Here is a 23,572-nt window from a genome sequence, read left to right on the forward strand (position 1 = left end):
TGTCCGCTTCTGCCCTACCAAAGCCATCGCTTATCAACGGGACATCCGGTAACGCCTTGCTCACCGTACCGATTTGGCGCCAGCATCCTGTCTGCCTATGATGAACACCTCGCGCCCCCCAAGGAGCTGCCATGCGCCGCCTGCTCACCGGCCTCACCGTTATCGTCCTGCTGCTGTTCAACACCCTGATTCTGATCGGGCCGATGCTGCTCATCGCCCTCGGCAAGTTCGTGCTGCCGGGCAAGCCACTGAAGGCTGCCTGCTCACGCCAGGTCATGTGGGTCGCCGAGTTCTGGGCGGAGAACTGCAAACGCATCTTCGCAGCGCTCACTCCGACCCACTGGGATATTCGCGGCGGCGGTGAGCTGCGGCAGGACACCTCCTACCTGATCATCAGCAATCACCAATCCTGGGTCGACATCCCGGCACTGGTGCAGGCGTTCAACCGCAAGACGCCCTACTTCAAGTTCTTCCTCAAGCAGCAGCTGATCTGGGTGCCCTTTCTCGGCTTGGCGTTCTGGGCGCTGGACTATCCATTCATGAAGCGCTATTCGAAGGCCAAGCTGGAGAAGCACCCGCACCTCAAAGGGCAGGATCTGGACATCACCCGTCGTGCCTGCGAGAAATTTCGCGATCTGCCGGTCACGGTCGTCAACTACCTGGAAGGTACGCGCTTCACCCCGGCCAAACAGGCGCAGCAGGGCTCGCCCTACCGCCATCTGCTCAAGCCCAAGGCAGGCGGCGTGGCCTTCGTGCTGGCCGCGCTGGGCGAACAACTGGACGCCATCCTCGACGTCACCATCGTCTACCCGGAAGGCACACCGCCCGGTTTCTGGAAGCTGATCAGCGGCCAGGTACCCCAGGTCATCATGGATATCCGCACGCGGCCGCTCGAGCCTGCGCTGTGGCAGGGCGACTACCAGAACGACGACGAATTCCGCCTGTACGTGCAGAACTGGGTCAGTGGCCTGTGGGAAGAGAAGGATGCGCTGATCGCGCAACTGAGGCGGGAAATACGCTGATTGCTGGGCAGTGGAAGCGGCGAGGCTCAGCGAGCCCCGCCGGCATCGATCACGCCGCGCTGAAGGTCTTGTGCGGGTCGATGACGAATTTCTTCGGCACGCCGGCATCGAACTCACCGTAGCCACGGGGGGCGTCTTCCAGGCTGATGACCTGCACGCCAACCACTTCGGCGATGTTGATGCGGTCCCACATGATGGCCTGCATCAGGGCACGGTTGTACTTCATCACCGGGGTCTGCCCGGTATGGAAGCTGTGCGACTTGGCCCAGCCGAGGCCGAAGCGGATGCTCAGACTGCCGATCTTCGCCGCCGCATCCACCGCGCCCGGGTCCTCGGTGACGTAGAGGCCGGGAATACCGATCTTGCCGGCCACCCGTACCACGCCCATCAACGAGTTGAGCACCGTGGCCGGTGCTTCGTGCTGGGCACCGGCATGGCCGTGGCCACGGGCCTCGAAGCCCACCGCGTCGACGGCGCAATCCACTTCCGGCTCACCGAGCAGGTCGGCGATCTGTTCGTGCAGCGGCGTGTCCTTGGACAGGTCGGCGATCTCGAAGCCCTGGGCCTTGGCGTGGGCCAGGCGCACCGGGTTGACGTCACCGACGATCACCACCGCGGCGCCAAGCAGCCGTGCCGAAGCCGCTGCGGCAAGGCCGACCGGGCCGGCACCGGCGATATACACGGTGCTGCCCGGCCCCACGCCTGCGGTGACCGCGCCGTGATAACCGGTGGGCAGAATGTCGGACAGGCAGGTCAGGTCGCGGATCTTCTCCATCGCCTTGTCGCGATCAGGCAGTTTCAACAGGTTGAAGTCGGCGTAGGGCACCAGCACGTATTCGGCCTGGCCACCGGTCCAGTCGCCCATGTCGACGTAGCCATAGGCGCCACCGGCACGCGCCGGGTTGACGGTCAGGCACACGCCGGTGTGCTGTTCCTTGCAGGAGCGGCAGCGGCCACAGGCGACGTTGAAGGGCACGGACACCAGATCACCGATCTTCAGGTTCTCGACATCGCTGCCCTTCTCGATCACCTCACCAGTGATCTCGTGGCCCAGTACCAGGCCGACCTGGGCGGTGGTGCGACCGCGCACCATGTGCTGGTCGGAGCCACAGATATTGGTGGAAACCACCTTGAGGATGACCCCGTGCTCGATCTTGCGACCACGCGGATCCTGCATCTTCGGATAATCGATCTTCTGAACTTCGACCTTGCCCGTGCCGAGATAGACGACACCGCGATTACCAGACATATGAATCTCCTTCTTGTTGTGGATACAAGGCACGCAGGCCCTGCAATGGAGTATTGAAGCGTCTGTCTCGGCACCCGCCGGTAAGGGCAGGACGGCTACCGAGTGGTCGCGCCGACTGGTGGCGCAAACGGTCTAGGCAGACTAGCGAGCGCTTGGCGCTGCCATGGGGACAAAACCGACAGCGAGCGTTCTGTGCGCGGCACCCGTGCCAGTCAGAGCACGACGGTGCGGTTGGCGTTGAGGAACACGCGCCGCTCGAGGAAGTAGCCCACGGCCCGGGCCAGCGTCAGGCACTCGATATCCCGGCCTTTTGCCACCAGATCCTCGGGGTAGTGCGCATGATCGACGCTTTCCACCCCCTGGGTGATGATCGGTCCTTCGTCGAGGTCATTGTTGATGAAGTGAGCCGTGGCGCCGACCAGCTTCACCCCCTTCTGATAGGCCTGGTGATAGGGTTTCGCGCCCTTGAAGCCGGGCAGCAGCGAGTGGTGGATGTTGATCGCCCGGCCGTCGAGCCTGCGGCACAGCTCGGCGGACAGCACCTGCATGTAGCGAGCGAGCACCACCAGTTCGGCGCCGGTGTCCTCGACCACCTGCAGCACCCTGCGTTCCTGCGCCGGCTTGTCGTTGGGGTCGAGGGCGAAGTGGTGATACGGGATGCCGTGCCAATCGGCCAGGGGCTTGAGGTCCGGGTGGTTGGAGACGATCGCGGTGATGTCCATCGGCAACTGGCCGGTGCGCTGACGGTAGAGCAGATCGTTGAGGCAATGATCGGCCTTGGAGACCATGATCACCACCTTGGCGCGATAGCCTGGCGGCGTCAGCTCGGTGCGCATCTCGAAGGGCGCGGTGCGCTCATCGAGGCCGGCGAGAAACGCCGCCTCGTCGAAATCGGCCTGGACGCGGAATTCGACGCGGATGAAGAAGCGGCTGGCCAGCCGGTCATCGAAGCTGTGGTGCTCGGTGACATAGCAGCCCTGCTCGAACAGGTAGCGGGTCACCACATCCACGGTGCCCAGCAGGCTCGGGCAGTGAGCGGTGAGAATCCAGGTGTCGGGGGTGCGGCTCATGAAAGCGATTCCTTGTGGTGATCGCTCCCATGCGCCGGCCGGCAGTGCACGACGGGGAGCGTCATTGGCTGCGCTAGTGCGCGGCCTTTGGGAGTGGTGAAGCTAAAGCAGGAGCGACGGTCAGCATTTATTCTGTGGGAGCGGGCCATGCCCGCGATTTTTCGCGGGCATGGCCCGCTCCCACAGTGGGTTACAGCAAAGAGACCTCAGGCCTCCACGGCCAGCCCGTACTCGGCGCTGGCATCCTGCAGCCACAGCCAGAAGTAGTCGGAGAAGCTGCGGCGGATCAGCAGTTCCCAGGTCTCCTCGCCAGTGCGGCGAATCACCAGTTGGGACTTGGCGAACACCGTGCCGACCGCCTTGCCCACCGGAAAGTTTTTCGGGTGAACGTCGTAGCTGCTGGACTTCATCAGCAGCTCGCGCACCTTGGGCCCACGCAGCTCCAGCAGGGTTTGCCCACCGCTGACGTTGACCACCGAAATATGCTGACCATCCAGGGTCTCGCGCAGCGTGCGCTCGACCTCGAACTCGCTGCCGCCAGGCACGATCAGCAGCCATTCATCCGGGCCCAGCCACTGCAGCGAGGTATCGCCGTTGGCTACCAGGGTCAGTGCGCCCGGCAGCTCCAGGCCGAGGGCCTTGTGTACACCACCGGCAAAATTGGCATCGTCGGCGTCGCCACGCAGGACCAGATGGCCGAGCAGGCTCTTCTCGCGCAGGCTGACGCCAGCGCCCTGGCGGCCCTTGCCGGCCAATTCGTGCAACCCGGCATGGTGCAGGGACGACTGCCCGGCGATGTCGGCAGGGCGTTGCTGATAAAGATTGGCGTTAGACATTCTGGCGATCCCCTTTCGGGTCATAGAACACGGAGCTGACGATTTCGGCCTCGATCACGCTGCCATCGACCAGCGGCGCGAAGACCCGCTCGCCGATGCGCTTGAGGCCGCCCCTGACCAGGGCCATGGCGAAGGAATGGCCCATCGCGGCGCTCATGTAGCTGGAGGTGACGTGGCCAACCATGGTCATCGGAATCTGCTGCTTGGGGTCGAACACCAGTTGCGCGCCTTCTGGCAGCACCTTGTTCGGATCCACCGGCTTGAGGCCGACCAGTTGCTTGCGGTCTTCCTTGAGGGTGTCTTCGCGATTCATGCCGCGCCAGCCGATCCAGGAGAACGGCTTGGTACGCCCGACGCACCAGCCCATGTTCAGGTCGTCCGGGGTGACCGAGCCATCGGTATCCTGGCCGACGATGATGAAGCCCTTCTCGGCACGCAGCACGTGCATGGTCTCGGTGCCGTATGGAGTCAGGCCGTGCTTCTGGCCGGCGGCGATGATCTTCTCCCACACCCCCAGGGCATAGTTGGCCTGGACGTTGACTTCGTAGCTCAGCTCACCGGTGAAGGAGATCCGGAATACCCGAGCCGGCACGCCGCCGACGTTGCCTTCCTTCCAGGTCATGAACGGGAAGGCGTCCTTGTCCAGGTCGATATCGGTGACTTCGGCCAGCAGCTTGCGGCTGTTGGGGCCGGACAGGGTCATGGTCGCCCAGTGGTCGGTGACCGAGGTGAAGTACACCTTCAGCTCCGGCCATTCGGTCTGATGATAGATCTCCAGCCATTCCATCACGCGGGCAGCGCCGCCAGTGGTGGTGGTCATGACGAAATGGTTGTCGGCCAGGCAGGCCGTCACGCCGTCGTCGAAGACCATGCCGTCTTCCTTGCACATCAGGCCGTAGCGGGCCTTGCCCACGTCCAGCTTGGTCCAGGCGTTGGTGTACACGCGGTTGAGGAACTCGCGCGCATCCGGGCCCTGAATGTCGATCTTGCCCAGGGTCGAGGCGTCGAGAATGCCCACCGCGTTACGCACGGCCAGGCACTCGCGGGCCACGGCGGCGTGTAGGTCTTCACCTTTTTTCGGGAAGTACCAGGGGCGCTTCCACTGGCCGACGTCCTCGAACTCGGCGCCGTTTTCCAGGTGCCATTTCTGCATGGCGGTGTAGCGCTTGGGCTCGAACAGATCGCCACAATGACGGCCGGCGATGGCGCCGAAGGTCACCGGGGTGTAGTTCGGGCGGAACATGGTGGTGCCCATCTCACTGACGCTGATGCCCAGCGAACGGGCGGCGATGGCCAGGCCGTTGATGTTGCCCAGCTTGCCCTGGTCGGTACCGAAGCCCAGCGCGGTGTAGCGTTTGACGTGCTCGACCGACTCGAAGCCCTCCCGCGTGGCCAGCTCGATACCGGCGGCGGTGACGTCGTTCTGCTGATCGACGAACTGCTTCGGTGCACGCGCGGTGTTCTTGTCGTGCGGCACCTGGAACAGCGCAATCGACGCTTCCTCGATGCGCTTCTCGGCCTTCGGCAGCGTGCCGCTCACCGGCTGGAAGCCCACCTCGGCGGCCGCCTTGGCACCGGCTTCGAAACCATCGGCGAGGCTGTCGCCCATGCCGAACACACCGTTCACGGCACCGGCGCAATGACGTTTCTGGAAACCGTCACCCGGCACGAAAGCGAGGATGTCTTCACGCCAGACCGGACGACCGCCAAGGTGCGACGCCAGGTGCACCACCGGGCTGTAGCCGCCGGAGCTGACGATCAGGTCGCAGTCGAGGGTCTCGCCCGGGCTGGTGACCTTGTGCCTGGCAGCGTCGATGGCGCAGATGCGCGCACCGGTGACACGCTTGCTGCCACGCGCCTCGACCACAGCGCTGCCGGTGAGCACGCGCACGCCACGTCGGCGCGCTTCCTCGACCCAGCTGCCGCGCGGGTTGCTGCGCGCGTCCGCCACGGCCACCACCTGGCGACCGGCGTCGAGCCAGTCCAGCACCACGCGGTAGGCGTAATCGTTGTTGGTCGACAGCACCAGCTTCTGCCCGGGCGCCACGCCATAACGGCGCACGTAGGTCGACACGGCATCGGCCAGCATGTTGCCGGGCACGTCGTTGTTGGCATACACCAGCGGGCGCTCGTGGGCGCCGGTGGCCAGCACCACGCGGCCGGCACGCACACGGTGCAGGCGCTGGCGCGGTTGGCCGATTGGCGCGACTTCGCCGAGGTGGTCGGTGAGGCGCTGGTGGATGGTGAGGAAGTTGTGGTCGTGGTAACCGTTGACCGTGGCACGCGCCAGCAGGGTCACTTCCGGCATGGCCTGCAGCTCGGCGATGGCCTTGGCGGCCCACTCGGCAGCCGGCTTGTCGTCGAGCATCTCGCGGGTAGAGAGCAGGCTGCCACCGAGCTCTTCCTGTTCATCGGCGAGAATGACCCGGGCGCCACTGCGGCCGGCGGCCAGGGCTGCAGCCAGCCCGGCAGGGCCGGCACCGACAACCAGCACGTCGCAGTGCTGGTTCAGGTAGTCGTAGATATCCGGGTCGTTCTCTTTTGGCGCGCGGCCGAGGCCTGCAGCCTTGCGGATGTACTTCTCGTACGTCAGCCAGAGGTTCTGCGGGTACATGAAGGTCTTGTAGTAGAAACCGGGCGGCATCATGCCGCCGCCGACCTTGCCGAGAATCCCCATCAGGTCGGTGTTGACGCTCGGCCAGCCGTTGGTGCTGGTGGCCGTCAGGTTCGCGTACAGCGCCTGCTGAGTTGCCCGCACGTTGGGGATCTGCGCCGCTTCGGCGGAACCGATCTGCAGCACGGCATTGGGCTCTTCGGCGCCGGCGGCAACGATGCCGCGCGGGCGCGAGTACTTGAAGCTGCGGCCGATCACGTCGACGCCGTTGGCCAGCAGCGCGGCGGCCAGGGTGTCGCCGGCATAACCCTGATAGGTCTGGCCGTTGAAGCTGAAGGTCAGCGGCTGGCTGCGATCGATGCGGCCACCCTGGGAAAGACGATTGACCTGGCTCATGCCGTTACTCCTTGGTCGACGGCCTTCTTCTCGGCGAGCGAAGCCTCAGTGACGCTGGGGCGCTCGCCAATCTTGTAGGTTTCGAGAATCTCGTAGCTCACCGTGTGGCGGGTGACGTTGAAGTACTGACGGCAGCCTGCTGCGTGAATCCACAGCTCGTGGTGGATGCCACGCGGGTTGTCGCGGAAGAACAGGTACTCGCCCCACTGCGCATCGGTGCAGGCATTCGGATCCAGCGGGCGGGGAATGTGCGCCTGGCCGCCAGCGTGGAATTCTTCTTCGGAACGCAGTTCGCCACAGTGAGGGCAGAAGATGTGCAGCATGTTCGGTACCTCCAGAAAACCATCGTCCCTCTCTCAGCGAGAGAGGGCGCCAAAATCAGTGCGCCACACCGGCTGCGCCGTGCTCGTCGATCAGCGCACCGTTGTGGAAGCGCTCGATGGAGAAGGCCTTGGCCAGCGGATGCATCTCGCCCTTGGCCAGGCTGGCCGCGAACACGTTGCCCGAGCCTGGCGTGGCCTTGAAGCCACCGGTGCCCCAGCCGCAGTTGAAGAACAGGTTCTTCACCGGGGTCTTGGCGATGATCGGGCAGGCGTCCGGCGTGGTGTCGACGATGCCGCCCCACTGACGGTTCATGCGCACCCGCGAGAGCACCGGGAACATCTCGACGATGGCCTGCAGGGTGTGTTCGATGGTCGGATAGGAACCGCGCTGGCCGTAGCCGTTGTAGCCGTCAATCCCGGCGCCGATGACCAAGTCGCCCTTGTCAGACTGGCTGATGTAACCGTGCACGGCGTTGGACATGATCACCGTGTCGATGATGGGTTTGATCGGCTCGGAGACCAGCGCCTGCAGCGGGTGCGATTCCAGCGGCAGGCGGAAGCCGGCGAGCTTGGCCAGGTGACCGGAGTTACCGGCAGCGACCACGCCGACGCGCTTGGCGCCGATGAAGCCCTTGCTGGTTTCCACGCCGATCACCGCGCCGTCCTGCTTGCGAAAGCCAATGACTTCGGTCTGCTGGATCAGGTCGACGCCCAAGGCGTCGGCGGCGCGGGCGAAACCCCAGGCCACGGCGTCGTGACGGGCGACGCCACCGCGGCGCTGCAGCGAGGCACCGAGGACCGGGTAACGGGTGTTCTTCGAGCAATCGAGGTAGGGAATCATCTCCGCCACCTGCTTGGCATCGACCACCTCGCCATCGATCCCATTGAGGCGGTTGGCGCTGACGCGGCGCTCGATGTCACGCATGTCCTGCAAGGTGTGGCCGAGATTGAACACACCGCGCTGGGAAAACATGACGTTGTAGTTCAGGTCTTGCGATAGACCTTCCCACAACTTCATCGCGTGCTCGTAGAGGTGCGCGGACTCGTCCCACAGGTAGTTGGAACGCACGATGGTGGTGTTACGTGCGGTGTTGCCGCCACCCAACCAGCCCTTCTCGACCACGGCGACGTTCTTCACGCCGAACTCCTTGGCCAGGTAGTAGGCTGTGGCCAGGCCATGCCCGCCACCGCCGACGATGATCACGTCATACACCGGTTTGGGAGTCGGATTGCGCCACATGCGTTGCCAGTTTTCGTGGTGACTGAAGGAATGCTTGAACAGGCCGAAGCCGGAATAGCGCTGCATGGGAGACTCCTGAATTCTGGGTGTTGCCGTCTGGCTGGCGGCCCGTAGGGTGGATCACGCTTTACCGATCCACCGATGCGCGGTGGAAGGAAACAGCGCCTTCCACCCTACGAATTAGCGATACACCGGGTAGTCGGCACACAGACCGGCAGCCAGGCCGGCTACCTGAGCCTCGACATCGGCATCGCCGAGATGCTCGAGGATGTCGGCGATCCAGCCTGCCAGTTCACGGCACTGGGCTTCCTTGAAACCACGGGTGGTGACCGCTGGCGTACCGATACGCAGGCCGGAGGTCACGAACGGTGACTGCGGATCGTTGGGCACGGCGTTCTTGTTCACCGTGATGCCAGCGCGCCCGAGGGCTGCGTCGGCATCCTTGCCGGTGATGCCCTGCTTGATCAGCGAGAGCAGGAACAGGTGGTTGTCGGTACCACCGGACACCACATCGAAGCCACGCTCGATGAACACCTCGGCCATGGCCTGGGCGTTCTTGATGACCTGCGCCTGGTAATCCTTGAAGCCAGGCTCCAGCGCCTCCTTGAAGCACACCGCCTTGCCGGCGATCACATGCATCAACGGGCCGCCCTGGGCACCGGGGAATACCGCAGCGTTGAGTTTCTTCTCGATCTCTTCGTTCGCCTTGGCGAGGATCAGGCCGCCACGGGGCCCGCGCAGGGTCTTGTGGGTGGTGGTGGTGACCACGTCCGCAAGGGGAATCGGGTTCGGATACAGACCAGCCGCAACGAGACCGGCAACGTGGGCCATGTCGACGAACAGGTAGGCGCCGACCTTGTCGGCGATGGCACGAAAACGCGGGAAATCCAGGGTCTTGGAGTAAGCCGAGAAACCGGCGACGACCATCTTCGGCTTGTGCTCGATGGCCAGGCGCTCGACTTCGTCGTAGTCGATCAGCCCGGTGTCGGTATCGATACCGTACTGCACGGCGTTGTACAGCTTGCCGGACGAGCTGACCTTGGCCCCGTGGGTCAGGTGGCCGCCATGGGCCAGGCTCATGCCGAGAATGGTGTCGCCGGGCTGCAACAGCGCCAGGTACACGGCAGAGTTGGCCGAGGAGCCGGAGTGCGGCTGCACGTTGGCGTAATCGGCGCCGAACAGCTGCTTGGCACGCTCGATGGCCAGCGCCTCGACCTTGTCCACATGCTCGCAACCACCGTAGTAGCGCTTGCCCGGATAGCCTTCGGCGTACTTGTTGGTCAGCCCGCTGCCCTGCGCCTCCATCACCCGCTTGCTGGTGTAGTTTTCCGAGGCGATCAGTTCGATGTGATGTTCCTGACGACGCTCCTCGGCATTCATCGCGCTGAGCAGTGCGTCATCGTAGCCCTGGATCTGATCTTGCTTGCTGAACATCACGTATCTCCCCGAGGCGCCTGAAGGCGCCGCATCTGGCTCGGTTGCTCGATATGAGTCTTGTTGCAGCGATGGTATGACTCGCCCTCGAGAACCAGATGCCTATGCACGCCACGGGAGATTGCGTTTGCGACATGACCGAGTGTCGCAATTGCACATGCCGCAAACTCAGATGAAGCGCAGTGCGACCAGCGCGAGAAAGTGTCCGGGATAGAACAGATAGGCCCAGCGTCGTACCGGTGGTACCGGGAATGGCGGACGGGTGCGCAACAGCAGCAGACCGACCAGCGGGGCGAACAGGCAGATGGCGAGCACGCTCCAGGCGAACGGGTCGCCCCGGGCGGCGTCGCGATAGAAAGGCGCCCAGTAGTTGGCCGCCAGGCAGCAGACCATCGGCAGCAGCCAGGCGCCATGAGGCTTGCGCAGCGCCAGCAGGAACGCCGCCGGCAATACCGCGCCGAAAGCGCCGAACATCAGCCACTCATGGCCGAACACGGCGATCAACAGCGCCGCCCCACCCAGCCAGCAGGCCTGGGGCTGCGGGCGCTGCACCGCATTGGCGATCAGCAGGCCGAGCACCAGGGTCGGCAGCACGTTGAGCGATTCCGCCGTGGGCACCAGCAGCCGGTAGGGCCACTCCGATAGCAGCGAGAACAGCAGCAACCAGCCGAGATAACTCAGCGATACGGCGCCGGAATCACCCACTCTCGGTCGCGCGACGTTGGCAGCAATGGCCAGACAGAACAATGGAAAGGCCAGACGACCAGGTACGTAGAGGAAATACAGGGAGGGCCAGACATGGCGAAGGTGATCGATCAGCATGGTCAGCAGCGCCAGCCATTTGATCAGATCGAGGGCCGCGTCACGGCCGAAAGGCATTGGCTGAGCAAGTGATGCTGGAGGCATGTGCACGCGTCACGCTGGGATATGAGGCTGCACGGTAGAGGCTCTGGCTGCCTCGACGCAAATCAGAAGGCGGCGCAGGGCTAAACCCTGCGCCGCCGGTTCGAGGCTTACTGCAGTTTGGTGTTGCAGCTGCTCGAGGCCGTGACCAAGCGCTGCTGCAGCGCGGCATCCGGCGGCACCTGCTTGCTCATCTCGGCCATTTCGGCCTCACTGAACTCCTCGCTGACCTTGGTCGCAGCGCAGTCGCAGAACGCCGTCAGCTTCTCTTGCGAGTGGCCGGACTGGGCGCCTTTCACGCACTCCTGCACGAAGGTCGACTTGGCTTCGGGGGACCAGGGTTCGGCTGCCACGGCCGGCAAGGCGAAGGCGAGCGGTGCGAAAAGTGCGATCAGATGACGGTAGCTCATGGTGGGCTCCTGTAGCTTGGAATCGGCGAGTCCTTGATTACGACTCTCTGCTTTGTGAGCCCACAGACTGCCGTGAGTTCAGAATGATTGCCCTCGACGAGCCCTGAACAATATGTCGCGCCAGCGAGTTCTAAGGCTGGCCAAGGCGGGCTAAAGTAGCGGCATACGCCCGGTTGGGGCGAAGCAGACAAGGATTTTCCAATGCCCGACAACTCCCAGCAATTCGCCAGCGACAACTACTCGGGCATCTGCCCCGAGGCCTGGGAAGCCATGGCAGAAGCCAATCAGGGCCACCAGCGCGCCTATGGCGACGACGAATGGACGGCCCGCGCCGCCGACCACTTCCGCAGCCTGTTCGAAACCGACTGCGACGTGTTCTTCGCCTTCAACGGCACCGCCGCCAACTCCCTGGCGCTCTCCGCGCTGTGCCAGAGCTACCACAGCGTGATCTGCTCGGAGACCGCCCACGTCGAGACCGACGAGTGCGGCGCGCCGGAATTCTTCTCCAACGGCTCCAAGCTGCTTACCGCCCATACCGAGCAGGGCAAACTGACGCCCGCCTCGATCCGCGAGATCGCGCTAAAGCGCAAGGACATCCACTACCCCAAACCCCGCGTGGTGACCCTCACCCAGGCCACCGAAGTCGGCACCGTTTACAGCCCCGAAGAAATCCGCGCGATCAGCCAGACCTGCGAGGAACTCGGCCTACACCTGCACATGGACGGCGCGCGCTTCTCCAATGCTTGCGCCTTCCTCGGCTGCAGCCCGGCGGACCTGACCTGGAAAGCCGGTGTCGACGTACTCTGCTTCGGCGGCACCAAGAACGGCATGGCAGTCGGCGAAGCGATCCTGTTCTTCAACCGCGAGCTGGCCGAAGATTTCGACTACCGCTGCAAGCAGGCCGGGCAACTCGCCTCGAAGATGCGCTACCTGTCGGCGCCCTGGGTCGGCATCCTGCAAAACGACGCCTGGCTGCGCTATGCCAATCACGCCAACCACTGCGCACAACTGCTCGCCAGGATGGTGGAAGACGTGCCCGGCGTGAGCCTGATGTTCCCGGTGGAGGCCAACGGCGTGTTCCTGCAGATGTCAGAACCCGCCATCGCCGCCCTGACCGCTCGCGGCTGGCGGTTCTACACCTTCATCGGTGCTGGTGGCGCACGCTTCATGTGCTCCTGGGACACCGAGGAAGCCCGCGTCCGTCAGCTGGCCGCGGATATCCGCGAAGTGATGAGCGCCTGAGCCCATCGCTCCGGCCGGCCACGGCAGGGCGTACTGCGCCCTGCCAGTCCAGACAAGCGAATCGCCCTCCATAACGCTGCACAGATGCATAGCAAACAGCTTAAAAACGAAATAGCCACACACTAGGTTGCCCGCTGCGCCCCTGCTTCGGTGAAAAACGACACACGTCATGGATGAGAACAGTAGTTTGGGGCAATATTGAGTACATTCTAAACACCAGGTAAACGGATCACTGGAGCCAACCAGGCCTGCCTGGTCTTATTGCAGGAAGCAAATATATGTCCAAGCCCGCAGCTCGCCAAAGCGATCAAGACTCCTGCCAACTCCCGGGGCACGGCGCTAACCCTACCGTTACCGGCTCTCCTGACGTTTTGATCAACGGCCTGCCGGCTCTGCGCGTAGGAGATAGAAGTGCTTGTGGCGATACTGTAGCCGAAGGCATGAGCACCATTCTGGTCAATGGATTACCCATCGCTTTTCTTGGCAGTTCGACCAGTCATGGAGGCACAATTATTACGGGATCTGGAGATGTACTGGTTGGTAATCAGCACATCCCTGCCCCCTTCACCCCTCCTGTGCCGATGCCTGGAGCCTTTAGTTGCCAGTTGCAACTCTCTGCATCTAATGGCCAACCCTATTCGTGCCTACCATATAGGGTGATCCTGGAAGATGGTTCGATTCAGAAAGGGATTACCAATGCATCTGGCACTACCCAACCTATACGAACGCTCACGCAAATGGCCATTGCCAGTGTGAACCTGCTGCCACCGGCCCTCACTACGAACTGCTGCGATCGGCACGCCCCGGCCCAATCGAATGGATTATCAATTCCTCTAAATGGCGTGCAAACCGCCGCAAGTGCTGGAGCGAAAGTACCGCCTTTATCAGTGAGCAAAAGCGACAGTTTCCGGATGCTGACCAGTGGCGAGCTAGCCATGGCGCAAAGCCTGTTCAAAGACTCGGTGGATTACACCAAGATCAAGATCCACAGCGAGGAATACCTGCCGTTCGGGCTACAGCCAGACAATACTGCGATGACCCCGAATGGCGAGATGTATTTCAACCCCGACTACTACAAAGAAGACTTCTCCCTTCTGCCTAATGACCAACATTGGTTCATACACGAGATGGTGCATGTATGGCAGTACCAACTGGGGTATTGGGTGAAACTACATGGTCTTCTGCTGCACCCTGGCAAACTTTGGGGGCTTCTGGGTGACCCTTATCAGTACGAACTGAAGCCGGGCGATAAATTGCAAGATTTCAATATGGAACAGCAAGGCGATGTCATCGCCGATTACTATTGTTGGTCGGCCGGTAACTCCACAAGGAGCGCCAGCGGTCGCCGAGTAACCAGCATAGATATTTACAAGAGCGTCCTTAGCGATTTCCTGAGCAATCCAAATGACCGCAAACTGCTACCGTAGCGCTCTACTCTCCGTAATGGTCTTCGGCTTTCTATGTGACGGGCATGCAATGTCTCGACACCACGATGGTGACGCTCGCGTATGGATACGCAATGGCGCGCTATGCATAGGCGCCGACGAAACTTATGAAGTGCCTGGTTTGTTTTCCCGCAAGGCTAGCCTCGATCAAAATCATGTCGTGCTATATGCGGTTCAAGTCAATCGTCCGTCGGCTCAAGTCTGGGAAGCCAGTACACCACCCGGTGCCACAAGTTCTACCTTACGACTACGATCGGACACCTGCATCGAATATGGCCAACCTATTGTTTCCTTAGAAAACCAGGTGCCACCTCAAACGCTCAAGCCAGATATTTATGAAGTTTTTCTACAGGCCGGCGACCAGAAAAATCGAAGAGCCTGGTTCTACAAACGCTTCTGTTTGATCGATGAGGCTGGCAACTGGTCTGTTAGAGACGCTGAACGAATAGAGGGCACGCATGAGTGGCGCTGCAAGCCCTTGCCCACCCCATAAGCCTTAGCTCCCTGCGGTCAACTCGTGCCGCCCCAAGATCCCTCCAGGGGCGAGGTCCCAGCCTTGCGCCAGTTCGCTACGTTGACCGCGAAGCTATTTGAGCGACGGCTGGCGCTTCTACACCTTCATCGGCGCCGGTGGCGCACGCTTCATGTGCTCCTGGGACACCGAGGAAGCCCGCGTCCGTCAGCTGGCCGCGGATATCCGCGAGGTCATGGCCGGCTAAGCGCACGGTCGGACGGCAAGCAAACAAGGTGGATCGCGGCGCTCGCCTGATCCACCCACCCTCCTCGCAAAACCTCCCACACGTCTCAGGCACTCTGTGGATAAAAGCCACGGCCTGTCGGTGCGCGGGAATCAGCACAGCTGCGCTGCAGTTCGCGAGCGACAGCATCCTTGGCGGCATAACTTCTGCTGATAAGAGGCGATTTCAGGCGACTGGGGATAAACACCGACACCATCCCCAGATCACGTGGACGATGGTGTGGATAAGCTGTCGGCAACGGGCTACACGCCAGGCAGTTCGGCGCCTCTGGCGATTCGTACAAAAAACGTTCTATTTCAATGAGTTGTCTTACGGGTTACGCACATTCACTGTGCAGCAACCCTTTCACAAGCTGTGCATATGTAGCTGCAGCCCAAATACCACGGCGCCTGCAGGGAGCTGATCTTTTTTTGATCAGCCCATTTGACGGTCGATTCATCCACAGCACCTTTGCAGCGTTGCCGGCGCATTGTGGACAGCCGTCCCCACAATCCGTGGATGATGACGGGGATAAACTGTAGGTAAACCGCTACACACCCCGCTACCAGAGGGCTGCAGCGATTCGGTTGAAAAACGTTCGATTTCAACAGGTTGGAAAGTTATCTACACACAGAAGCTGTGCGCTTACCTGTGCATAAGGTGTTCAGACCGGGCTGCACGCCACCGAATACGGCGCCCTCAGCGCAATGATCATTTTCTGAACAGGGGCCCGAGCCAGGGCGACGGCGCTGCCGATGACGCCCGATAAAGAGCGGGGCTGTGTACAGATGACTGATCCAGCGACCCGCTTTCCCCCAAAGTCCGTGGATCAAGCTGTGAATAACCTGTCGCCACTCGCCTACAGGCCAGTATCCACGCTGCTTGCAGGCCAGCGATCAAAAAACGAACGATTTCATGAGGTTGACGTATCCACCAAGGCCGCCGCCAACCTGAGCAGGGCTGCAAGTTATTCATAATAGTTGTGCATACACTTGTGGATAACCTGTCCAGCGATGGCCAGGCGTCAACGCCTGCGAAGCCTGTCGGTAATTGGCGCATTTTCGATCGCCTCCCGCGTCGCCACGCCAGGTGAGGCCTGGCAGTTGACACCGCCAGGTGATCTGCAGAAGCAGGGCAGCGATCAACCAGCAAGCTTGCGCACAATTACTGTGTGCCCGGCTGTGGATAAGCTGTTCGACACCGCCTGCAGCCCAGGCGCTGCGTGGCCCAGGCAAAGCTGTCTACTTTATGACCAATGACTGGAGCGGTCAGTAATCGATGCTCACGTCGTTACGTGGCACGCTGCAGCAGGACAGGATGTATCCCTCGGCCACGTCCTCGTCGGTGATCCCGCCGTTGTGCTCCATATCCACATCGCCGGCCGTCTTCAGTACCTTGCAGGTTCCGCAAATCCCCATCCCGCATGCCTTGGGGATATGCAGCCCGAGCTTCGCCGCCGCCGCGTGCACCGTCTCGCCAGGGCCGACCTGAATGCTCTTGCCGGTGCTGGTGAATGCCACCTGATTGAGATCTGCAGCCGGCACGTCCGGCGCATCGGCAGCCTGCTCGGCCAGTTCCTTGACCTCCTCGCGCACGTCTGCCGGTACCGGGCCGAAGGCCTCCTCGTGGTAGCGGCTCATATCGAAGCCCTTGGCCTCGAGCAGCCGCTTGACCGCCGCCATGTAGGGCGTAGGCCCGCAGCAGAAGATCTCCCGCTGCAGATAGTCCGGCGCCATCAGCTGCAACATGGGCTCGTTGAGGTAGCCGCGATAGCCCGACCAGGCTTCGCCCAGACCATGCTTCTCGCAGATCACGTGCAGATTGAAGTTGTTGATCCGCGCCGCCATGTGCTCCAGCTCACGGTGGTAGATGATGTCCTTGGGCGAGCGCGCGCTGTGCACGAAGACCATGTCGACGTTGGCATTGGTGTCGTAGAACCAGCGGGCCATCGACATCACCGGGGTGATGCCCACCCCGCCACTGAGAAACAGCACCTTGTCCGCCGGAAAATCGATGGCATTGAACAGCCCGACCGGACCATGCACCGCCAGCTCCTGGCCTTCGGACAGGTTGTCGTGCAACCAGTTGGACACCTTGCCGCCCGGTACCCGCTTGATGGTGATGGAGAAGCTGTAGGGCACCGAGGGTGAGCTGGAGATGGTGTAGGAGCGCATCACCGGCCGGCCTTCGATCTCCAGCTCCAGGGTGACGAACTGACCCGGCTTGAAGAAGAACAGCACCGGCTGGTCGGCCATGAAGCAGAAGGTGCGCACATCCCATGTTTCCTGGATGACCTTGACGCAGCGCACCACGTGGCGGCCATTGCTCCAGGTCTGGGTAGTGACGGGATAGAGGAATTCGTTCGACATGGTCGTTTCTCTCGCGCAAGCAGGCCGCTCACCGGCCCTGTCTCTGCCGCGATTGTGCGCAACGCACCTGTCGTTCATTTACCTGCCAGCGACATCGGCATGCTAACGGCGACCTGCCCCGTAGACACTGGCCTACCGAGTCGGGAAATGATTCGGCCATGTCGCCCATGGATAAGGTTCACGCCGCGCCCGGCTCCACACTCGCCCCCAGCCGAACAGGATAAGAGCGCCAGCCGCAGCCCCCTCTGAAAAGCGCCAATCGGCAGGCGCCCAGGGGTGCGATGCGCCACCTTGCGTACCACCGCAATAGCCACTTTCACGGCCAGCGCAGCGCGCTCGCCACGAGGAGTTCTCCGATGACCGTCACCTCCACACTGAGCCTTGGCGACCCGCTGGAACCGGCACGCGCCGCAGCCGCCGACATGCTGCAGAACCGCGAGCGCACCTTTTCCCTGCCACAGCCGTTCTATAACGACGAACGCATGTTCCAGCTCGACATGCAGGAGATCTTCCACAAGGAATGGCTGATCGCCGGCATGACCTGCGAGATCCCCACCAAGGGTAATTACCTGACGCTGCAGATCGGCAACAACCCGATCATCGTCATCCGCGGTGCCGAGGGCAGCGTGCATGCCTTCCACAATGTCTGCAGGCATCGCGGCTCGCGCCTGTGCACCAGCGACAAGGGCAAGGTGGCCAAGCTGGTCTGCCCCTACCATCAGTGGACCTACGAGCTGGATGGCCGCCTGCTGTTCGCCGGTACCGAAATGGGCGCCGACTTCGACCTCAAGGACTACAACCTCAAGCCGGTGAGCTGCAAGACCGCTGGCGGCTACATCTTCATCTCCCTGGCCGAGAACCCACCGGCCATCGACGAATTCCTCGCCACCCTGTCGCACTACATGGAACCGTACGACATGGAGAACGCCAAGGTGGCGGTGCAGACCAACCTGTACGAGAAGGCCAACTGGAAGCTGGTGCTGGAGAACAACCGCGAGTGCTACCACTGCAACGGTTCGCACCCGGAACTGCTCAACACCCTGCTGGAATGGGACGACACCAACGACCCGCGCGCCAGCCAGTCCTTCAAGGATCATGTCGCCGAGTCCGCGGCCAAGTGGGAGGCCGAGAAGATTCCTTACCTGCACGCGGGTTTCGGCCTGCGTAACCGCATCGTGCGCATGCCCCTGCTCAAAGGCACCGTGTCCATGACCATGGATGGCAAGCAGGGCAGCCAGAAGCTGATGGGCCGCATCCAGAACCCCGACCTGGGCTCGATGCGCATCCTCCACCTGCCGCACTCGTGGAACCACTGCATGGGCGATCACATGATCGTCTTCACGGTGTGGCCGATCAGTGCCCAGGAAACCATGGTCACCACCAAGTGGTTGGTGCACAAGGATGCCGTCGAAGGCGTCGACTACGACGTGGCCCGCCTGCGCCAGGTATGGGATGCCACCAACGACCAGGATCGCCGCCTGGCCGAAGAGAACCAGCGCGGCATCAACTCCACCGCCTACCAGCCCGGCCCCTACTCGAAGACCTACGAGTTCGGCGTGGTCAATTTCATCGACTGGTACAGCGGCCGCATGCTCAACAACCTGGGCGCCGCGCCTGCGCCCTACCTGCGCGACGTCAAGGCGCAGTAAAACAAGGGCTGCAAAAAGGCGATAGCGGACCTTCGATTTGGTGGGCTAAAGCCCACCCTACAGCCGCGCATCTAACCGTAGGGTGGGCTTCAGCCCACCAATTGGCGCCCGACTACGAACGGCGGCTATCGCCTTTAACCTACCAATGCTCCGCGGGGCCTCTCCCTGCCCGTTCGATTTATGAACGGAATGTTTCACAGCATTTCACGCCCGTAAGCGAAACAATCGAGGCAGTCCCGGCCATCGGCACACACGCGGTTTTCTCTGCGAAGCAGCCCGGCCACGCGCTTCCACTTTCGCGAGGAAACCACCGTGAGCGTGAAACCACTGAGCAAAGGCCCCAACGATCAGGCAGGCGGTGACGGCCTGCGTTTCGACAACGTCATGCGTCTGAGCCTGAAGGCCGAAGGTAATCCCAAGCCCAAGGAAGACCGCGTCGCCACCGACAACGAGACGTGGCCGCCAGTGGACAAGACCCAGGTCGAAGCGCCCAAGGATGGAAAGATCCGTTACCAGTTGGATGGTCAGGGCGTGGTGGTGGACCGCTCGGTCAATCCCGAGCTGTACAAGTTCCTGCTCAACCTGCATGCCCTCAACCAGTCCCCCGAGCAGAAGGCCCAGGTGGTCGCGGCGATGGGCGACGACCACGCCATCGCCGACCGCAATACCGAGGTGCAGAAGGCGGGCGACTACACCCAGTTCAAGTGGCAGGACAATCTCGAAGACACCGAGGTGATCACCTACATCACCACCAACGGCGAAACCGTCAGCGTCTCCAAAGCACTGACCCCAGAGCTGTTCGCTTCGGTGCAGCAGATCGGCCTGTCACGCTATACCCTCGAGCAGCGCGTGGCCGATGGCCGTGAAGTCGCCGGTGCCGACACCTATGTGGCCGAGCACGACATTGCCGTCTGGGGTAGCCCGGACGAGTTCGGCAACGGGGTCATCCAGTTCGAGACCAAGGACGGCAAGAAGTACGTCGTATCCGAACACGAAAACAAGGAAATGTACGACCGGGTCGCCGGGATGTGGAGTGACCACGTCAAAGGCGGCGACTCGATCCAGGACCTTCGTGACAAGTACGACCTGCCCGACCTCGATGCACTGGATCTGCTCGGCCAGAGCAGCGGCGAGAAGGCCAACAAGGACGACAAGGAAGAGATGACGGTGGTCGAGCTGGCCACCAAGAACCTGCTCGACAAGTACAAGAAGCTCATCGACGACGGCAAGGTCGACAAGGACAGCGACGTCTACAAGCTGGTCAAGGCCATCGAGGCCAAGGCAGCCATGGAAAGCGGGCACCGCATCACGCCCTACATCGAAGACCCACGCGGTGGCGACACCACCTGGCGAAAGTTCGACACCGATGGCGAGACGCTGAGCGAAGAGGATATGCAGGACATCCTCAACGGCAACTCGGTGGATAAGCTGCTCAGCGAAATGTTCACCAGCGGCGACGGCGAGAAGGACAAGATCGGCAAGGAATTCCAGGCCGAGCTGGACAGTGCCATCGAGAAAATCAGCGGCGAGGACAAGACCAAGCTGGCCGACGAGATCTACGAAACCCTGACCAGTCTGGACTTCGTCGAATACCTCGCGGACATGAAGAAACAGGGGCTCGACAGCGAGGGCCAATCGGAAGTCGCCCGCCTCGCTTCGAGCCTCGAACTGCTCGACCCGGAGCGCGCCCGCAAGGCCGAGTCGGAGCTCAAGCAGAACAGTATCCTGGTCGAGATCGATACCCTGGTCGGCGACCCTGGAGCGATCCCCGACGAATACAAGGAGATGGCCTACAAGGACATGGGGGCGCTGATAAAGACCGTGCTCAAGTCCGCCGACATCCCTCGCCGCGTCCAGGACAGCATCGAGAAGTTCTACAACGAACTGCTCAACGACAAGACCAAGATGGCCGACTTCGTCGAGCTCAGCAATCAGCTCAACAACGGCACCATCAGCCAGGCTGATTTCGACCAGCAGCTACAAACCAAATACATCCCGGCGGAAGTCAGCAAGGATGACTTCACCAGGGCCATAGGCACGCTCAACCAGTACGGCGTACTTGGTACCATCTCCGCGTTCGGCTCGCTGGGCGGCGCGATTTACATGCTTTCGGCCAAGAACGGTCAACTGTCCGACGAGCCATTGGAACGCCTGGCCATCGCCAAGGATTTCATCACCTTCCTCAGTGGCGGTGCGCAGTTCGAAAAGACCAAGATCTTCGACAAGTTCACCAAGACCAATACCGCCGAACTGCTGGGCCTGAGCAAAACGCTGCCGGAAATCTGGGGCAAGGAAAATGGCACGATCGGCAAGAAGATCGAAGGCTTCCTGCGCGAACGCGGCATCTCCGGTATCCCCGACGCGGTAGAGAGCCGCGCCAACAGCGTCATCGAGCTCGGCTCGCTGAATGGTGGTGGCGGCGGCAACGTACTCGATCAGGTCAGGCTTTCGGCTGAAGCCGCAGGCATCGGCCCCCTGGACGACGACGGCATTCGCGCCCTGCTGGACGACGTCGTCCAGCGTGCCGGCGGCAATCCACCCGCAGACTACTCGCGCTACAACAGCCTCAATCAGCTCGCCAACGAGCAGAACCTCGTGATAACCGAGGACACCATCAATCAGAGCATCGCCGAAAGACAGGCCGCGGCGGGTCTGGGGCAGGTGCCCGACGATGCTTCGATTCTCGAGTTCGCCGATCACCTGGAAAACGCAGCCAGTCGTCCGCTGCCGCCCTCCACGACATCCTCAGGCTATTCGGTCTACGAAGATGCGGTGGAGTTCTTCGAAGAGCGCAATATCGCTCCACCCAGTGTCGAATCCTTCGAGCGGGTGATGAGTGAGCGTGCCTCGGCGGCACCCGGTGCAGACGTGGAGCTGGATCGTCAGGCCATCGAACAGATGTACGAGCAGGACAACCGCCCACCACCCGCAGCGGACGTGCTCGATGACGCCATCGAACCGATCAACGATGCCATCCGCAACAATCCTCCGGCGCAGAGCGTCGTCGACAACGCGACCGTTCGCGACGCCCTGAGCCCCAACGGCGCGGTAGACGTGCCGTCCATCAAGCCCGGCCTGGCGGCAAAGATTGGCGGCACGCTGACCAAGGTGCTGGGCGTGGCACCGGACATTCTCAGCGTTGCGGATATCGTCATGGGCGGCTACGCCATCAAGGACGCCATCGCCAACAACAGCGATATGGGCAAGGCGGCTGGTGCCCTGCAGATCATCAGCGGCGTGGCGGGCACAACGGCCGGCGTGATCGGCACCGCCGGCCTGTTCGCCAGCATCGGCGCGCTGGCTGGAGCGACCGGCCCGCTGTTTCTGATCACCGCGGGCCTCGGGCTGATCGCCGGTATTATCGGCATCTTCGTCGACCACGAGAAAAAACAGAAAGCCACCGACAAGGAAGGCCAGTGGTTCAAGGATCTCGCCGAACTCGGCCTGACCCAGGAAGACTGGGGCGACAAGCTCGAGTACGCGCGCTACAGCTTCTACGAGTACGAAGGCCGCGACGCCCCGGCAGGGCAGAGCATCTACGACTACCAGAAGGATGAATGGGAGCACTTCAAGGAAACGCCCCAGGAAGGTGGCTCATCCATCAACCGTCTGGATGACGACATGCACCTGGCCAAGTTCGACAAGGACTTCTATCAGGACAATCGCGAAGTCATGCACACCATCCGCGAGCGCTGGGACGACTGGAACGGCAAGGACGCCATCGTCAGCAAGAAGGACCTGGAAAAGATCGCCAACGGCGACGGCAGCGACGCAGAGAAGGCGGCCGCACGCTTCCTGCTCGACAACAGCGAGTTCTTCGACCAGCTCGATACCCAGTGGGGCAAGGGAGGCCAGGATGGCAAGGTAAGCACCAACGATCTCAATACCTGGCTGAAGATGGTCGGCGCCCATGAGGACCAGTACGACCGCGCCTTCTTCGACGAGCACAAGGGCATCATCGACACCATCCGTGATCGCTGGGACGACTGGAACGGCAAGGACGCCATCGTCAGCAAGAAGGACCTGGAGAAGATCGCCAACGGCGATGGCAGCGACGCCGAGAAGGAGGCGGCGCGCTTCCTGCTCGACAATCAGGGCTTCTTCGACCAGCTCGACAACCTGGCCAAGAACGACAAACGTGACGGCAAGATCAGTACCGGCGACCTGGAAACCTGGTTGAAAGCCATCGGCGTGGAGAAAACCGACAAGAGCGAGCTGACCTACAACCCCAACGAAAACACACCGGCCTGGCGGGTGATGCGCGGTTGATTGGCCAGAACGGTTCGATTGGCAATGGACTCCTCTGGTGGGCTGAAGCCCACCCTACTCCCCAGGGGCCTCAACCGTAGGGTGGCGCTTTAGCCCACCAAAGCCATCAACGCCGATGGTGGCTGGCTATTCAGAGCATGCGGCTCGGAGCTTCGGGCTGTGGGCGTTGTCGGTGGTGGGCTGAAGCCCACCCTACCCCCAGGGGCATCAACCGTAGGGTGGCGCTTTAGCCCACCAAAGCCATCAACACCGATGGTGGCTGGCTATTCAGAGCATGCGGCTCGGAGCTTCGGGCTGTGGGCGTTGTCGGTGGTGGGCTGAAGCCCACCCTACCCCCAGGGGCATCAACCGTAGGGTGGCGCTT

Annotated in this window: 16 protein-coding genes and 1 pseudogene; 7 read left to right on the top strand and 10 right to left on the bottom strand. The window is 62.0% G+C overall.

The features are described from left to right. Positions 1-131: 131 nt before the first annotated feature. Positions 132-1,022 carry a 1-acylglycerol-3-phosphate O-acyltransferase, YihG family gene (gene yihG / locus QRN22_RS12495; protein ID WP_042553869.1) on the top strand — a complete coding sequence of 297 codons (891 nt, stop codon included), beginning with the start codon at positions 132-134 and terminating at the stop codon, positions 1,020-1,022. 49 nt (positions 1,023-1,071) lie between these two features. Here the strand turns inward: yihG and fdhA are convergent, their stop codons facing one another. The 9 genes from fdhA to QRN22_RS12540 all read right to left on the bottom strand — a co-directional run bounded on the left by fdhA (position 1,072) and on the right by QRN22_RS12540 (position 11,497). After that, positions 1,072-2,271, bottom strand: a complete 1,200-nt coding sequence (fdhA, locus tag QRN22_RS12500; protein ID WP_042553868.1) for a formaldehyde dehydrogenase, glutathione-independent — start codon at positions 2,269-2,271, stop codon at positions 1,072-1,074. Positions 2,272-2,483: 212 nt separating this feature from the next. Next, entirely contained in the window at positions 2,484-3,341 is an 858-nt protein-coding gene (purU, locus tag QRN22_RS12505) for a formyltetrahydrofolate deformylase (protein ID WP_042553867.1), read from the bottom strand. Positions 3,342-3,547: 206 nt separating this feature from the next. After that, positions 3,548-4,177, bottom strand: a complete 630-nt coding sequence (locus tag QRN22_RS12510; protein ID WP_042553866.1) for a sarcosine oxidase subunit gamma — start codon at positions 4,175-4,177, stop codon at positions 3,548-3,550. Then, on the bottom strand, positions 4,170-7,187 hold the full coding sequence (locus tag QRN22_RS12515; protein WP_042553865.1) for a sarcosine oxidase subunit alpha: 3,018 nt from the start codon (positions 7,185-7,187) through the stop codon (positions 4,170-4,172). Before QRN22_RS12515 ends, QRN22_RS12510 begins: the two co-directional genes overlap by 8 nt. Further along, positions 7,184-7,510: a sarcosine oxidase subunit delta gene (locus tag QRN22_RS12520; RefSeq protein WP_042553864.1), complete on the bottom strand. Its 327-nt coding sequence runs from the start codon at positions 7,508-7,510 to the stop codon at positions 7,184-7,186. Before QRN22_RS12520 ends, QRN22_RS12515 begins: the two co-directional genes overlap by 4 nt. Before the next feature lie 55 nt (positions 7,511-7,565). Beyond that, positions 7,566-8,816: a sarcosine oxidase subunit beta family protein gene (locus QRN22_RS12525; RefSeq protein ID WP_042553863.1), complete on the bottom strand. Its 1,251-nt coding sequence runs from the start codon at positions 8,814-8,816 to the stop codon at positions 7,566-7,568. Positions 8,817-8,930: 114 nt separating this feature from the next. Then, a complete protein-coding gene (gene glyA / locus QRN22_RS12530) occupies positions 8,931-10,184 on the bottom strand; it encodes a serine hydroxymethyltransferase (protein ID WP_042553862.1) in 1,254 nt (417 codons plus the stop codon). A 168-nt stretch (positions 10,185-10,352) separates the two neighbouring features. Then, the gene (locus QRN22_RS12535; protein WP_156152703.1) at positions 10,353-11,063 is read right to left on the bottom strand and encodes a TraX family protein; all 711 of its coding nucleotides are present in this window, start codon (positions 11,061-11,063) and stop codon (positions 10,353-10,355) included. A 134-nt stretch (positions 11,064-11,197) separates the two neighbouring features. Continuing rightward, complete coding sequence (locus tag QRN22_RS12540) at positions 11,198-11,497, bottom strand: hypothetical protein (protein WP_042553860.1); 300 nt, start codon at positions 11,495-11,497, stop codon at positions 11,198-11,200. 201 nt (positions 11,498-11,698) lie between these two features. Between QRN22_RS12540 and QRN22_RS12545 the strand changes: the two genes are divergently transcribed. The 4 genes and pseudogenes from QRN22_RS12545 to QRN22_RS12560 all read left to right on the top strand — a co-directional run. After that, a complete protein-coding gene (locus QRN22_RS12545; protein ID WP_042553859.1) occupies positions 11,699-12,739 on the top strand; it encodes a threonine aldolase family protein in 1,041 nt (346 codons plus the stop codon). A gap of 278 nt (positions 12,740-13,017) precedes the next feature. After that, entirely contained in the window at positions 13,018-14,166 is a 1,149-nt protein-coding gene (locus tag QRN22_RS12550) for a PAAR domain-containing protein (protein WP_082045782.1), read from the top strand. Positions 14,167-14,215: 49 nt separating this feature from the next. Further along, positions 14,216-14,677 (top strand): hypothetical protein, encoded by a 462-nt coding sequence (locus QRN22_RS12555; protein ID WP_082045784.1) that lies wholly within the window; start codon positions 14,216-14,218, stop codon positions 14,675-14,677. A 106-nt stretch (positions 14,678-14,783) separates the two neighbouring features. Beyond that, positions 14,784-14,903, top strand: a pseudogene (locus QRN22_RS12560) (threonine aldolase); the annotation flags it as partial. A gap of 1,286 nt (positions 14,904-16,189) precedes the next feature. On the opposite strand, the gene gbcB reads toward QRN22_RS12560, so the two are convergent. Continuing rightward, complete coding sequence (gene gbcB, locus QRN22_RS12565; RefSeq protein WP_042553858.1) at positions 16,190-17,290, bottom strand: glycine betaine monooxygenase reductase subunit; 1,101 nt, start codon at positions 17,288-17,290, stop codon at positions 16,190-16,192. A gap of 356 nt (positions 17,291-17,646) precedes the next feature. Here gbcB and gbca point away from each other — a divergent pair, with 356 nt between their 5' ends. Both gbca and QRN22_RS12575 read left to right on the top strand, forming a co-directional pair. After that, entirely contained in the window at positions 17,647-18,939 is a 1,293-nt protein-coding gene (gene gbca / locus QRN22_RS12570) for a glycine betaine monooxygenase oxygenase subunit (protein ID WP_042553857.1), read from the top strand. Positions 18,940-19,251: 312 nt separating this feature from the next. Further along, the gene (locus QRN22_RS12575) at positions 19,252-23,208 is read left to right on the top strand and encodes a hypothetical protein (protein WP_052493791.1); all 3,957 of its coding nucleotides are present in this window, start codon (positions 19,252-19,254) and stop codon (positions 23,206-23,208) included. Positions 23,209-23,572 lie beyond the last annotated feature (364 nt).

This window comes from Pseudomonas sp. MEJ086 (assembly GCF_030209025.1).
In the GTDB taxonomy this organism is placed as follows: Bacteria; Pseudomonadota; Gammaproteobacteria; order Pseudomonadales; family Pseudomonadaceae; genus Aquipseudomonas; species Aquipseudomonas fulva_A.